This window comes from Ruegeria sp. AB5, assembly GCF_056542645.1.
Window position 1 is genome coordinate 70,700 of the sequence record NZ_JBQGAE010000009.1, and the last position, 14,549, is coordinate 85,248.

11 protein-coding genes are annotated in these 14,549 nt (G+C 57.3%); 9 read left to right on the forward strand and 2 right to left on the reverse strand.

All coding sequences use genetic code 11. From position 1 onward, the window contains the following. Window positions 1-8 precede the first annotated feature (8 nt). Window positions 9-1,316 (forward strand): xylose isomerase, encoded by a 1,308-nt coding sequence (gene xylA, locus ACR0L4_RS15770; protein ID WP_480514084.1) that lies wholly within the window; start codon window positions 9-11, stop codon window positions 1,314-1,316. A 77-nt stretch (window positions 1,317-1,393) separates the two neighbouring features. Here the strand turns inward: xylA and ACR0L4_RS15775 are convergent, their stop codons facing one another. Further along, window positions 1,394-2,389: a LacI family DNA-binding transcriptional regulator gene (locus ACR0L4_RS15775; RefSeq protein WP_480514086.1), complete on the reverse strand. Its 996-nt coding sequence runs from the start codon at window positions 2,387-2,389 to the stop codon at window positions 1,394-1,396. A gap of 103 nt (window positions 2,390-2,492) precedes the next feature. Between ACR0L4_RS15775 and ACR0L4_RS15780 the strand changes: the two genes are divergently transcribed. The 4 genes from ACR0L4_RS15780 (at window position 2,493) to ACR0L4_RS15795 (ending at window position 8,465) form a co-directional block, all read left to right on the forward strand. Beyond that, window positions 2,493-4,820: an aminomethyltransferase family protein gene (locus ACR0L4_RS15780; RefSeq protein WP_170752712.1), complete on the forward strand. Its 2,328-nt coding sequence runs from the start codon at window positions 2,493-2,495 to the stop codon at window positions 4,818-4,820. Window positions 4,821-4,856: 36 nt separating this feature from the next. Then, window positions 4,857-5,825 (forward strand): ABC transporter substrate-binding protein, encoded by a 969-nt coding sequence (locus ACR0L4_RS15785; protein ID WP_170752710.1) that lies wholly within the window; start codon window positions 4,857-4,859, stop codon window positions 5,823-5,825. Window positions 5,826-5,887: 62 nt separating this feature from the next. Continuing rightward, on the forward strand, window positions 5,888-6,937 hold the full coding sequence (locus ACR0L4_RS15790; protein WP_480514088.1) for a quaternary amine ABC transporter ATP-binding protein: 1,050 nt from the start codon (window positions 5,888-5,890) through the stop codon (window positions 6,935-6,937). Window positions 6,938-6,947: 10 nt separating this feature from the next. Further along, window positions 6,948-8,465: an ABC transporter permease gene (locus tag ACR0L4_RS15795; RefSeq protein ID WP_480514090.1), complete on the forward strand. Its 1,518-nt coding sequence runs from the start codon at window positions 6,948-6,950 to the stop codon at window positions 8,463-8,465. A gap of 79 nt (window positions 8,466-8,544) precedes the next feature. Here the strand turns inward: ACR0L4_RS15795 and ACR0L4_RS15800 are convergent, their stop codons facing one another. After that, window positions 8,545-10,140 carry a GMC family oxidoreductase gene (locus tag ACR0L4_RS15800; RefSeq protein WP_480514092.1) on the reverse strand — a complete coding sequence of 532 codons (1,596 nt, stop codon included), beginning with the start codon at window positions 10,138-10,140 and terminating at the stop codon, window positions 8,545-8,547. A gap of 109 nt (window positions 10,141-10,249) precedes the next feature. Between ACR0L4_RS15800 and ACR0L4_RS15805 the strand changes: the two genes are divergently transcribed. The 4 genes from ACR0L4_RS15805 to ACR0L4_RS15820 all read left to right on the forward strand — a co-directional run bounded on the left by ACR0L4_RS15805 (window position 10,250) and on the right by ACR0L4_RS15820 (window position 14,371). Continuing rightward, window positions 10,250-11,488, forward strand: coding sequence for a TRAP transporter substrate-binding protein (locus ACR0L4_RS15805; protein WP_480514094.1), 1,239 nt, complete (start codon window positions 10,250-10,252; stop codon window positions 11,486-11,488). Between the two features lie 68 nt (window positions 11,489-11,556). After that, entirely contained in the window at window positions 11,557-12,222 is a 666-nt protein-coding gene (locus ACR0L4_RS15810) for a TRAP transporter small permease subunit (RefSeq protein ID WP_170752700.1), read from the forward strand. Beyond that, the gene (locus tag ACR0L4_RS15815) at window positions 12,222-13,580 is read left to right on the forward strand and encodes a TRAP transporter large permease (RefSeq protein WP_170752698.1); all 1,359 of its coding nucleotides are present in this window, start codon (window positions 12,222-12,224) and stop codon (window positions 13,578-13,580) included. The genes ACR0L4_RS15810 and ACR0L4_RS15815 overlap by 1 nt, the downstream gene beginning before the upstream one ends. Before the next feature lie 11 nt (window positions 13,581-13,591). Further along, a complete protein-coding gene (locus ACR0L4_RS15820) occupies window positions 13,592-14,371 on the forward strand; it encodes an IclR family transcriptional regulator (protein ID WP_480514097.1) in 780 nt (259 codons plus the stop codon). The last annotated feature ends 178 nt before the right edge of the window (window positions 14,372-14,549 follow it).

Below are 14,549 nucleotides of genomic sequence, written 5' to 3' on the forward strand. Positions count from 1 at the left end.
GGGCAGGAATGGCCAGTGGATTTTTCGACGGGATTGACAAGATCAAGTTTGAAGGGGCGGACAGCAAGAACCCTCTGGCCTTCCGGCATTACAACCCCGACGAGATTGTCATGGGCAAACGCATGGAAGACCATCTGCGATTTGCGGTGGCCTGGTGGCATTCCTTCGCGTGGGAGGGCGGAGACCCTTTTGGTGGCCCGACTTTTGAGCGTCCTTGGCACCCGCAGGACGACATGGGGCGGGCCCGTTTCAAAGCGGATATTGCTTTTGAGATGTTTGAAATTCTGGGTCAGCCTTACTTTTGCTGGCACGATGCAGACATCCGGCCTGAACAGGGCAGCTTTGCTGAAAACCTCAGAACGCTTGAAGAAATCACGGACTACATAGGCGAAAAGATGCAGGCCTCTGGCACGAAACTGCTTTGGGGGACGGCCAACATGTTCAGTCATCGTCGCTGGATGGCTGGTGCCAGCACGAACCCTGACCCGGATGTTTTTGCCTATGCCGCAGCGACCGTAAAATCTTGCCTTGATGCAACGCACAAGCTGGGCGGCGAAAACTATGTCCTTTGGGGAGGACGAGAAGGGTACGAAACCCTGTTGAACACCGACATGAAATCCGAACTGGATCATATGGGCCGGTTTCTGAGCATGGTCGTGGACTACAAACACAAGATTGGTTTCAAGGGCACTATTCTTGTAGAGCCAAAACCGCAGGAGCCTTCGAAACACCAATATGACTATGACGCAGCAACCTGTATCGGGTTCCTCAGAAAATACGGATTGGAGGCGGACATAAAACTGAACCTCGAACAGGGGCACGCTATTCTTGCGGGCCATAGTTTCGAGCATGAAATTGCTGTCGCCGCCGCCGAAGGAATGCTGGGATCGATCGACATGAACCGCAACGACTACCAGTCTGGTTGGGACACGGACCAGTTCCCAAACAACGCGCCAGAAGTTGCTTTGGCCTATTACCACATTCTAAGGTCCGGCGGATTTACGACCGGGGGCACCAATTTCGACGCCAAGATACGGCGGCAGTCAATTGATGCCCAAGATCTCGTGGCGGCTCATATTGGGGGTATGGACATCTGCGCACGCGGCCTGAAAGCCGCAGTTGCGATGATTGCGGATGGTGGCTTGGAAACTGCCTTGTCGGAAAGGTACGCTGGTTGGAGCACCCCGGAGGCTGCGGCGATGCTGGACAGTGGCCTGGAAGAGATTTCAGCCCGTGTTCTGCGGGAAGGTATCAACCCAGTACCGCGATCCGGACGTCAGGAAATTCTGGAGAATTATGTCAACAGGTTCGTGTGAAACTGAACCGGAGATAGCATGTAGTTCCAGAATCCAGGCCTTTGGCCTTGTCTTGGGGCTAGACCTGCGTCCCAGAGCTAGCGCTGGATCACCGAATCCCGTTGCACAAGTTCGACCGCCAGATTTTCCGCGTTGGGTCTTTCCTGTTCGGTTATCCAACGGGCGAGGGCGACTGCAGCCTGTTCACCCATCCGCGACACCGGCAGATGCACCGTGGTAAGACGCGGGACCGACACGGCAGAACTGGGCAGGTCGTCAATCCCTGACAGCGAAACATCGTTCGGAACCGCTACGCCAAAGGATTGCAGGCCAAACAAAGCGCCCAAAGCGACCACATCGGACAGGCACAGGACCGCATCGGGCCGAATGGTTTGTGCGCAGATGCGACGCGCGGCGTCTGACCCTCCGGCCAGGCTGATCTCTGTCTCAAAGGTCGTCATCTCGCACTGCAGCGCCATTTTACGCAGGCCATCCAGGCGGGCCTGGGTTCGGTCGTTGTTGTGTGCGGGACCATGCACAACCGCGATGTGCCAGTGGCCCTGATCAATGAGGTGCTGCAACGCAATCTGCGCAGCCAATCCGTTGTCGTAGCCTATTGTTGGCAATTTGTTGGCGGGGTCATAGAATGAGGTGATGATCGTCGGCAGCATTGTGCGTTCGAGCAGGTCGTGGAACGCCGCGTTGTGGGTGGCCCCCGTTACGATTAGCCCCTCGGCCCCGATATCCACCAGACCTTTGGCCTTTTCAGCTTCGATATCCGGATCAGAGTCGGTTGTGGCAACAATCAGGGACAGCTGGTTTTCTGAAAACTTCCGTTCCAGGGCAGACAGAAACCGCGCAAAGATGGCATTGTCCAGCGTGGGCACCAAAGCACCCACAAACCGGGTCCGGCCCGAGTTGATCGCGCGGGCTGCTGCGCTGGGGACGAATCTCAGCTCTGCAATAGCGGCCTGCACCTTCTCAAGAGTGTCCTTCTTAACCACGCCCGGCTCGTTCAGAACCCGCGACACGGTGGCCACAGATACCCCGGCTGCTTGGGCTACATCCCTTAGATTTGCACGTTTTTTAGTCACCGGCTGTTCGTCCGTCCCCTGTCCATATGAGAGAGTATTGACAGATGTAACTGGTTTCATCAACAATTGTAACTAGTTTCATAAACCGGAATCTCTCTACATCATGCAGGGGTCATCTGTTCTTTTTGAGTTTACGAATTCGGGGTTTTCAAGCTCCGGACGCAGCTTTCCGGGTTTTCCAATAAGCACTGGAGATCAGGTTCATCGTCTTGCACCACGTGACAGCGTTCGGCTCGAACTGCAGGTCGATGACCTGCTGTCGATAGCGTCGGTCTCGGACTCTTCTTCGCTTGATTTTGCTGTATATACCAAAGATGGGGGTCAAGCGCTGACGGCATTGACCTTGGCCGCCAACGCTGTGGTGGACTCGGGCGAATTTGACAGCGCGCAGTTTATCGGTTGGGTCGAGGCCAGAGGCGGGCAGGGTGCCGGGCCATTCCCCTGTCATCGAGCGCAGCCAACGCCAGAGGCGTTGATCTTGCGCGCCAGCCAACCTGTCACCGTTTGGTTGATCCATCGGGCTTCGGCCACTGGCATGGTTGAAGGGATCGAAACCGGCTGCATTTCCGTTCAGCACCAACCCGCACAGGTCGTGAATCCGATTTTGCCACCGCTGCTGGGGGATACGCGGGATGAGTTCACTGTCCCGCGTGGTTGCGCATTGGCCTATGAGCTGAAAGCCGGAGAAGTCGCTCAGATCATCGATATCGAGGGTCAGCAATGCTCAGACTTCATGGCGATGCGAGCCGACGGGCTGGATCGGGGGCAGGAGTGGATGATCGACTCGACCGCCACCCGATCAATGGTGCGCCGCGCCTATCCCGGCCCGGGTTTGTTGGACAAATTCTTTGACCGCGATATGCGGCCCATGCTGAACGTTGTGCAGGACACATGCGGTCGACATGACACGTTCGGGCTGGCCTGCACAGCGCGCAGCTATGAGGAACGTGGATTTCCGGGGCACGTGAATTGCTCGGACAACATGTCAAACGTATTGGGGCCATATGGTGTTGCGCGGCGCGCGGCATGGCCTGCGATCAATTTCTTCTGGAACACGTGGATCGACCCGACGAACAATCACATCCTGACCGAGGAGTCCCACTCGCGCCCCGGGGACTATATCGCCATGAGGGCGCTAGAGGAGTTGGTTTGTGTCTCGACCGCCTGTCCTGATGATATCGATCCCATCAACGGCTGGAATCCGACGGATGTACACGTGCGCATTTACCGTCCCGAAACGCCGATCCGCCGAGCGGTAGCCTATCGCGAAAAGGAAGACGCCCCCATGTCGATCAGCCAGGAGTCTGCTTTTCATGACCGTCTGTCCCCGTTGACCCAGCATTTCGCCCCGGCGCGTGATCTGTGGGCGCCGGTCAGCTATCCCGCCTATGGGACCTTGGGTGAATACTGGGCCTGCCGTCAGGCCGTGACCGTACAGGACATGAGCAGCCTTCGTAAATTCGACATCGTTGGCCCGGATGCCCAGGCTTTGCTGCAATTGGCGACGACGCGCAACGTGGCGAAACTGCCGGTCTGGCGGGGGTCTTACACACTGATGTGCGATGAGAGCGGTTCAGTCATCGATGATGGCACCCTGTTCCGCCTGGCCCCCGAGATTTTCCGCTGGTGCTGTGGATCGGACGAGAGTGGTCGCGTATTGCAGGATCTGGCCGATGCGCGTGGTCTACAGGTTAGGGTCCACGCGCTGCGGGGCGCCATGCCAAACCTGGCCATTCAAGGGCCAAAATCCCGCGACCTGCTGCGCAAGATTGCCTTTACTCAGCCGCATGTACCCGCCTTGGATCATCTGAAGTGGTTCGGCGTCACCGTCGCGCGACTGAACGACCGCGAGGGTGCGCCGTTCATGTTGTCCCGCTCGGGCTACACCGGGGAATTGGGGTACGAAATCTTCTGCTCGAAATCGGATGCTATTGCGATTTGGGACGCGGTGATGACAGCTGGTGACGAATTTGGGATCACCCCGATGGGCTCAGCCGCACTGGATATCATCCGGATTGAGGCGGGTCTGGCTGCGGCCAATGCCGAGTTCGCGCCGGGTGTCGATGCGTTTGAGGCCGGGTTGGGTTTTGCCATTGATCTGACCAAGACAGAATTCACCGGAAAAGCTGCGCTGGAACGCAACGCGCGCGACCCGCGCCGGGTCCTCAAGGGGCTGCTGATCGGCTGCGATGACGTGCCAGCCCACGGTGCCCCGGTCTATGCGGGCGAGCGACAGGTAGGCGTGGTCACGTCAGCCACCCGTTCACCAATGCAAGAGCACGCGATCGCCCTGGCGCGGCTGTCAGTCGAACATGCAGAAAACGGCACACACCTAGAGATCGGTCAGCTTGACGGGCGGATGAAACGCCTGCGCGCCACTGTTTCGGACATTCCATTCATAGACCCGCAGCGCAAGCGGGCGCGCACCTGATGGCGCATGAAACCTAACGCAACGGGAGAAAAAGAAATGAAAAAACTTACGCTTACAACAACCTTGGCGCTGGCATTGGGCGCTACAACAGCGATGGCACAGGACAAGGTCATGGTAGGTGAACCCAGCTGGCCAGGTGCCAAGATCATGAGCCGGGTGATCGGTCAGGTCATCGAAACCCGCCTGGGTGGTGAGGTCGGCTATGCCCCCGGCGCCAATGCGGTGATCTTTGCCGCAATGGATGGCGGGCGTGGTGATATCGACGTACACCCGGACGTATGGCTGCCGAACCAGTCATCCTTTACGGATGAATATGTCGACCAAAAGGGGACCGTTGCCCTGTCATCCGGTAGCTATGATGGCCGCGCCGGCATTTGCGTACCGAATTACATGGTCGAGGATCATAACATCCGCTCAATCTACGATCTTGCCACGCCGATGGCGCAGGACTTGTTCGACTCGGATGGGGACGGCATGGGCGAGGTCTGGGTTGGTGCCTCGGGTTGGGCCTCGACCAACACGTTCAAGGTGCGGGTGCGTGACTATGGTATCGAAACCTTCCTGACACCAACGACCGAAGATGAAACGGTGTTCTATTCGCGACTAAAGGATCAGATCGATCAGAAGAAAGGCGCTGCCTTCTATTGCTACGCGCCACACTATGTCCACGCGTTGTACGATGTGACCATTCTGGAAGAACCCGAGCATGATGCGGCGACCTACAAGATGGTGCAGCCTGATCAGGACGCGGACTGGTTCAACAAATCCCATGTCAGCACGGGCGAGCCGGTCAAAACCGTCACTGTCGCGCATTCGAAATCGCTGGATCAGCGCAACTCGGCAGCGGCCTCTTTTCTGTCCAATATCGATATGGATGCCGGTGCGCTGAGCGGCCTGACCTACGAGGTCGTCGTCAAGGGTCGTGATACCGACGAAGTCGTTGCCGAATGGATCGCCGCCAATAGTGATACCGTCGACAGCTGGCTGGGTCTGACCACCAACTGAAACCTGCGCGCCCTCGAAATGCGGGGGCGCTACAGAAAACGATCTACTCGGGCGGGGCCAGTATGACAGCGGATATCGCAATTGACGCAAAAGGCGTCTGGAAAGTGTTCGGCGCACGGTCGCAGGAGGCTTTGAACGCCATCCATAGCGATGGGTTGAGCAAGGCCGAGGTACTGGAGCGCTTCAACTGCGTTGTGGGTGTGGCCGACGCCAGTTTCGAAATCGAACGGGGTGAGCTGTTTTGTGTCATGGGCCTGTCCGGTTCGGGCAAGTCGACCCTTGTTCGTCATGTGAATCGCCTGCTGGAACCCACCGACGGACATATCTATCTGGATGGTGACGACGTGATGAGCCTGAACGATGAAGGCTTGCGCGACCTGCGCAACAGGCGGGTCGCGATGGTGTTTCAAAACTTTGGCCTGATGCCGCACCGAACCGTTCGTGACAATGTCGCGATGCCCCTGGAGATCCGCGGTACCGGCAAGGCGCGCCGCTGGGAAGAGGCCGACCGCGTTCTGGAATTGGTGGAATTGAACGGTTGGGAAGACAAGTACGCGCACGAACTGTCGGGCGGGATGCAGCAGCGTGTCGGTCTGGCCCGCGCCATCGCCGCCGATCCCGAGATACTGCTGATGGATGAGCCATTCTCGGCCCTTGACCCACTGATCCGCAAACAGTTGCAGGATCAGTTTATGGAGCTGAGCCACAAGCTGAACAAAACCACGATGTTCATCACCCATGACCTTGATGAGGCGATCCGCATCGGTCATCGCATAGCGATCATGAAGGACGGCCGCATCGTTCAGATCGGTACGCCGGAAGAGATCATACTCAACCCTGCCGATGACTATGTGGCTGACTTCGTGGCCGGGATTTCCAAACTCAACATGATCTTTGCGCATGCGGTCATGAAGCCAATCGACGAATTCGAAGCGAACCACGGTGAAGTGCCGGATGATGCGAAACAGGCGCATCCAGATATGGATCTGTCCGACCTGATGAACCTGTGCGTTGACGGCCACGGCGTCGTGGCGGTTACGCAGGACGGCAAGACCGTGGGTGTGATCAACCGGGCGGGTCTGATCCGCGCGATTCAGGACAGTCAGGCATAAGGGGACCGCTATGAAACATGTTGATGTGCAACAGATCCAACCGGAAACCGCCGACCGTCTGAATAGCCTTATTGGTGATTTTGTAGGTCAGGGGCAGTCTTACTACCAAAAGACGTTCGCCTACATGATGCAGGCGCCTGGCTATCGATTCACGCTGAACAAGGCCGCGGCGATCTTAGGTCCGATCTGGTTCGGAGCACGAGGTCTGTGGGCGTGGTTTCTTGGGTTTCTTGTGCTGGAGACGCTGGCCTATATTCAGATCGGGCTTGGCTTGTTCGGCGATCTGGGGCGCGAATTTCGAGAGCGGGCAGAGCAGATCGAGCAGACGCTTGAACTGCGTCGCCAGCAGATTTCAGCTGCCGAGCAATCAGGGTCAGCCACATTGGAATCCCTGAAGCGCGCAGCAGAGTCGCTTGAGGGTGCTCTGGCTGGGGCGCAGGAGGCCGCTCGGACGGCCGATTCGACCGGCCTCACCTATCTGTTCATCGGGATCGTCCTTTTGGGAGCGGTCAAGTTTCTGGCCGCCTCGCTGGCCAACTGGACACTCGAGGGGCAGTTTGCGCGGTGGCGCTCGGACCCCGGCGTTGCGCATGGCTGGTCGGCCCCTCGACTGGCTGTCGCGACGGCACTGACCGCTGTGGTGGTGATCCTGTCGATGATCAAATTCGCACAGCCGGATGCGGTCGCGGTTCTGAAAACTTTCCCGACAAACCGTGACTGGCGCCTCAATGTCGGCGACGGTGTACAGGCGGTGTTCGAATGGACCAAAACCGCCGGGCGCGGCTTCTTTGACGGGTTGACCTATGGGATGCGCACCCTGCTGGATTGGATCGAGGTTGTATTGGTCGATACCCCCTGGCCGGTTGTGGCGCTGGTGATCATCATGCTGGCCTATCTGTCCGCCGGTCCGCGCGTCGCGATCTTTACCGGCGCGGCGCTGGCCTATCTTGGCCTGTTGGATTTCTGGGAAAAGGCAATGACCACGATTGCGCTGCTGGGTGCGGCAGCGTTGATCTCGATCACGCTGGGCATTCCGCTGGGTATTTATTGTGCCCGCCGTCCGCGCGCCTTTGCCATCGTGCGGCCTATTCTCGACTTCATGCAGTCTATGCCTTCCTTTGTCTATCTGATCCCGGTGGTAGCCTTTATCGGATCGGGCAAGCCCGCGGGCGTGGTCGCAACCATGATCTTCGGCAGCCCGCCGGTCATCCGCTTTACAGTCCTGGGTTTGCAACAGGTGCCCGAAACCGTGCGCGAGGCCGCATTGGCCTTTGGCGCAACACCTCGCTACCTGCTATGGCGCGTGGATTTGCCTTTGGCCCACAAGACCATCATGGCAGGCGTGAACCAGACCATCCTGATGTCACTGGCCATGGTCGTAGTCGCCTCGCTGATCGGAGCGAAGGGACTGGGTGAGGACGTTCTGGAAGCGCTGCAATATGCGGCGGCGGGGCAGGGTATTTTGGCTGGTCTGGCGATCCTGTTCTGTGCGCTCATTCTGGATCGGATCGTGGCCGGAAAGAAATGACCGTTTGTAAACGGCACTCTTGCGCTCAGTTTTAAACTGAGTGCAAGAGCGTGATTGGCGCAATAGGTTTTGCCGCGGACTATGCGTCAGCGGCGATCAGGTCGCTCGCCTTTTCGCCGATCATGATTGCGGGGGCGTTTGTGTTCCCACTGACGATCTCGGGCATGATTGAACAATCTGCCACTCTCAGGTTCGCGATGCCATGGACCTTGAGCTTTGGATCGACAACCGACGCCTCAGACGTTCCCATCGCACAGGTGCCGGTCGGATGATAGATCGAGACCGAATTGGATCGCGCCCAATCCAATGTGCCTTCATAATCATCGCAGTTCAGGTCGGATGTCGGTCGGAACTCCTCGGAGATCTTTGACGCCAGCGGGTTTTGTCGTGCAATGTTTCGGGCGATGTTCACACCATCAACGATGGTTCTGCAATCGGTCTCGGTCGACAGATAATTCGGAACAATCTTAACGTATTGCGAGGGGTCCGGCCCGTTCAAGCGCAGCTCGCCCCGGCTTTCAGGGCGCAATTGGCAGACCGACATGGTGAAGGCGGAAAACGGGTGTACGCCTTCGCCGGGGCTGTCAGCAGACCAGGGTTGAACGTGAAACTGGATGTCTGGGGTCTCAACATCAGGTCGGGTTTTGAAAAAGCCGGTGGCGAGGCTGGCGGCCATGGTCATTGGACCGGCCCGGAACAGGGCGTATTTCAGGGCAATCCGCGCCTGATTGAACAGGCTGCGCACCTCGTCGTTCAGCGTAGGTTCGTTGCACTTAAACACAAGCCGGGCCTGCAGGTGATCCTGCAGCCCTTTGCCAACACCGGGCAAGACATGTACGGGTTCTATCCCGTTGTCTTTCAGGTGATCGGGGTCTCCGATTCCCGACAACATCAGGATTTGCGGTGAGTTGATGGCCCCCCCGGACAAGATGATTTCTCGGCGTACTGTAAGTGTTTTTTCGGCCCCTGATCGATCCCGGTAAATCAGTCCAGTCGCTTTCTTCCCATCCAAAATGACCCGGCTGACCAACGCGTTGGTGATGATGTTCAGGTTTTGTCGGTCACGAATCGGCTTGAGATATGCGACAGCAGCGCTGCACCGGCGGCCATGGCGAGTGGTCAGCTGAAAGTAGCCCACGCCCTCTTGCTGCGCGCCGTTGTAATCCGGGTTGAACGGGTAGCCGGCAGTCTGCGCCGCTGCGACCCAAGCGTCGCAAATGGGGCGTTGAATGCGCATGTTGGACACTGAAAGTGGTCCACCGACGCCGTGGAACTCGTCCTCTCCACGTTCTTGATCTTCGCAACGCTTGAACAGGGGCAGCACATCGTCCCAGCCCCAGCCTTCATTGCCCATCTGTCGCCAGCGGTCATAGTCTTCTTTCTGCCCGCGTACATAGAGAAGCCCGTTCAAAGAGGACGAGCCACCCAGAACTTTCCCGCGTGGCCAATCGATCGAACGACCATTGAGGCCGGGGTCCGGTTCGGTCCGATAACACCAGTCGACCGATGGGTTATGCATTGTCTTGAAGTATCCGACGGGGATGTGGATCCACGGGTTGATGTCACGCCCGCCCGCTTCCAAAAGGGCAACTTTGGCACCTGGGTCAGCACTCAACCGATTGGCGACGACGCAGCCTGCGGAACCAGCCCCGACAATCGCATAATCCACTTCCATTTTCGCCTCCTCCCAAAGTTAACAAAAAAAACTCTATGCAAGATGCAGGAATTATACTAGCCTTTTTTGATACAAAACGTCTCAATAATTGCGATAAGGGAGGATAGCAATGGAGATCGGGCGAAAACTGAATGGTATTTCACGGCGGGATTTTTTTCGCGTAGCCGGGCGCTACGGAATGAGTTCCACGCTGCTGGCTGCAGGGGGGGTTGGTGGTGCTATGAGCCTTGCCAACCTCGCACAAGCGGCTGAATCTACCTATGAAAAGCGTTTCTCAAAGGAGCCAAAACATACGCTGAAATTCGGCGCTTCGGGTTTCAACACCCGCAACCTGCTGATCGAACGCGCCGGCGCAATCGAATTCGCGCGGGATCTTGAAGAACGCACAGATGGCGAGATTCGGATCGAGTTTATCGGCGACAACCAGATCTGCGGACAGCTCAGCTGTGTCGAGAAGACCCAACAGGGAATCGTCGATATCTATGCGGCATCGACCCAGAACTCAGCCGGTGGTGCACCTTATCTGAACGTGCTGGACTATGCCTATATGTTCCCAAGCCGCGCGGCGCAGTACCACTTCTTCTATAGTCCGGCGAGCCAGCGCATTCTTCGTGACCCGCTGGAAAAACGGCATGGGTTGAAATTCCTGTTCACCCATTGTGAACTGCGCGGTCTGCAGATGGGTGCTAACTTTGCCGACAAGCCGACCGTCACCAAACTCGAAGAACTGTTTGGCACGAAGAACCGTGTGACTGGTACGCAACTTGGCCGAATTGCCATGCAGTTGCTGAACCTGAACCCGGTTCCGGTTGCGTGGGAAGAAACACTCGACGCGCTGAAAACCGGCCTGATCGACGGTGCTGAAACATGGGCCTCAGCGGTGGCTTACGCCAACATGGCGCCAGTTGTATCGCAGTCGGTCAACCTCAAGTTCTTCTGTGGAACCGAGCACACCTCGATGTCTTCGAAAGTCTTCGACAGCTTGGGCGGGGAACTGCAGGATGCGGTTATGGAATCGTCCTACTTCACGCAGGCCCTGATTCAGGGTGCAAACGAAGCTGCGCTGCTGAACACGGTTGGTTTCTCAGAGCCGCAACTGCCGAACACGATCTTCGCCGAAAACGGTGTGCGTCCGGCCTTCCTGGCCGACGACCAGATTAAACTGGCCGAGGAAATGTGTGCACCCAACTACAACCCCGAACCCTGGGCGCAGTGGCGCGAGCGGATCAACAAGTGGGCAGGGGGCATCGACACCTATCAGGAGATCTACGACATCGCCCGCGAGATCCCGGCTGATACAATCGCGGAAAACGTTGAGCCGCGTCGCTGGTGGAGAGGCGAAGCCTAATCTAAGCTCTTCAAGAACCGGCCCGATTGGGCCGGTTCCACTAAACACCGACTGGGAGGACGGGGTTCATGTCATTTTGGGCAGATGTAGGTGCTATTTTCAGCGCTCTTCTCACCTTTGATTCATTCGAGATTCAATCCGCGCTGGAATCCGACGCGACTTGGGTTGTGGGCGCAATTGTCTCGGCACTGGGTGGGCTCCTTATCATGTGGATCTACCGGAATGTGCCGTTTGTCGAACGCCACTTTGAACGGTCAGTGATGGTTTATTCCTACCTTGCGATTGCCTTCATCATCTTCTGGGGCGTGATTGATCGGTTTGTGTTCAATGACCAGGAACCCTGGTCCACCACCATTCCTCCACTTTTGTTCATGGTCATGGCCTGGTTCGGGGCATCCTATAACGTGCGTTTGCGCACACATCTTAGCTTCAGCGAATTCCGCACCTCCATGCCGCGCGGCGGTCAACTGGCGTGCCTCATCTTGGATGCTGTGCTTTGGTTCATCTTTGCCGTGATTGTCATCGTGACGACGACGCGACTGGTGGCGCTATCCGCGTCGAACTTTCAGATCGTACTGGGAACCGACAACATCATGCAGTGGTGGTTCCTTCTTGCGGCACCGCTGTCGTTCTTTCTCATGGTCGGGCGCGTGTTTCAGAACCTGGCTGACGATTTGCACAACTGGAAAACAGGCGAGCCGCTGATCAAGCAGGCCGTGATTGGGGCAGACTAATGACAGATGGAACTTTGGTCACACTGATTTCTCTGGGCGTCACGTTTCTTTTCATGCTTGGCGTCCCGGTCCTGTTGGTTATCGGCTATTGGGTTATCGGCTGCTCGTTCGTTCTGGGCCTGACGCTCGACAACATGGGCGCTGAACTGTTGAACGTGTTCAACAAAGGCTTTGCCCTGTTGGCAATGCCGCTGTTCATCCTGACCGGAGACCTGATCAACAAGTCGGGCATCGCACGACGGCTCAGCGATTTTGCGTATGCCTGTCTGGGCTGGATACGCGGCGGGCTGGCCATGGCCTCGTTAGGGGCTTGCGGGTTGTTCGCGGCGATCTCGGGATCGAACTCTGCGACGACGGCTACCATCGGGTCCATGCTGCACCCTGAAATGGTCAAGGGCGGCTATGACGAAAGGTTCAGTGCCGCCACGGCGGCAGCCGGTGGTACAGTGGGGATTATCATCCCGCCGTCGATCATCTTCATCGTCTACGGGTTCCTGATGAACCTGCCGATCTCAGAGCTGTTTGTGGCTGGTATCCTGCCCGGAGCCCTTATGGTGTTCGGAATGCAGTTTGCCTGCTGGATCATCTGCCGCATCAACGGCTGGGGCTACCTGATCCCATTGCAGTTGAACCGCGTGCTCAAAACGGCGTTTGGTGCCTGGCTGGGCTTTTTTGCCATCGGTCTGGTGCTTTGGGGCATCTATACAGGCAAGTTTTCCCCGACCGAAGCGGCAGGTGTTACAGTAGGATTCTGTGTCATTGCGGGTCTGGTCAGTTATCCGATCAACCGCATTATGGGTGCGCGGAACGACATTCCACCAACCGAGAAAAGCTTTGCCGAGATGTTCGTGGTCGAAGGGTTTACGATCCCCGAGATCCCGTCGATCGTCATCCGCTCGGCCCAGATTACCGGAATTCTTGCGCCGCTGATTGCCATTTCGGTGGTGATGCAGCAAATCCTGTCCCTGCTGGGTGCGCAGGAAACCATCGGAAATTTCGTGACCTCAATGGGTGGCTACTATGCGGTGTTGTTCACGTCGATGGTGATCGTCTTCTTCTCAGGTATGGTGTTGGAAAGCCTGCCGGTCACGATCATCCTTGCACCGATCCTCGCCCCGATCGCCGCTTCGGTCGGAGTTGACCCGATCCATTTCTCGGTCATATTCCTTGTGGGCGCTTCGATTGGCTTCATCACGCCGCCCTATGGGCTTAATCTATACGTTGCATCAGGGGTGACCGGCGTGCCGTACTTCCGACTGCTTCGCTATACCGTACCCTATCTGGTGGCCCTGATTTCGGTGTGGATTTTGATCTCACTGGTGCCCGATCTGGCCTTGATCCTGTTGCCGAACAAATAGACAGTGGCGGGATGGCTGATACGGAAGCACCTGGAAGAGATACACAGATCCCGACGAACCTGCGTTTGCTACTTATTCTGGAAGAAGTAGCAAACCGCGGGGTCGCCGTGAAACCATCGGACCTGATCGATACTCTCGGGTTGGCCAAACCTACCGTTCATCGACTGTTGCAAACGGCCGAGGCCGAAGGGTTCCTGCAGCGCGATCTGGATGGGCGCTCGTACGGCCCCGGCCGACGTTTGCGGCAGCTTGCGGTGAACACCATGTCAGCCGAACATCTGCGCACGGCCCGATTGGCAATCTTGCAAAGAGTTGCCGAGGAAGTCGGTGAGACCTGCAATCTTGCCATTCCTGATCGGGAGGGAATGATCTATCTTGATCGCGTGGAAACCAAGTGGCCTTTGCGCATTCAATTGCCGGTCGGAACACAGGTGCCTTTCCATTGTACCGCGAGCGGTAAAATGTACCTGTCCACGTTGCGCCAGAAAACATTGAATGCATTTCTGTCAGCCGGAAAGCTGCATTCGAAAACCGAACGCACCCTGACCGACCCGGAGGCGCTGCTGGCTGAAATCAGACGCATCTCCGAGAATGGGTATTCCACGGATGATGAGGAATTCATGGCCGGCATGGCGGCCCTTGCGGTCCCAATACTGGGTGGGCAGGGCAGGCTGGTTGGGACGCTAGCGGTTCATGCGCCGTCTCAACGCCATGACGTAACCAGCCTGATGTCGCATCTGGAAACCCTGCGCTTGGGTGCGGCAAGACTTTCTGGGCTGCTGGTAGAGTAAACTGTGTCAGCGACGCCGATCTCAGCTCTGGGGTCGGACCGGAAACGAGGGAGCTTTAGGAATGTCCGGCCTGTATTCCTGTGATCGCAGTGCGCGCCATATGTGGTCCACCCTGCCTAGAAACCCTTTGTGCTGCTGTGCAATCGGGGCGGCACCGGCAGACTACAATGAAGACAGT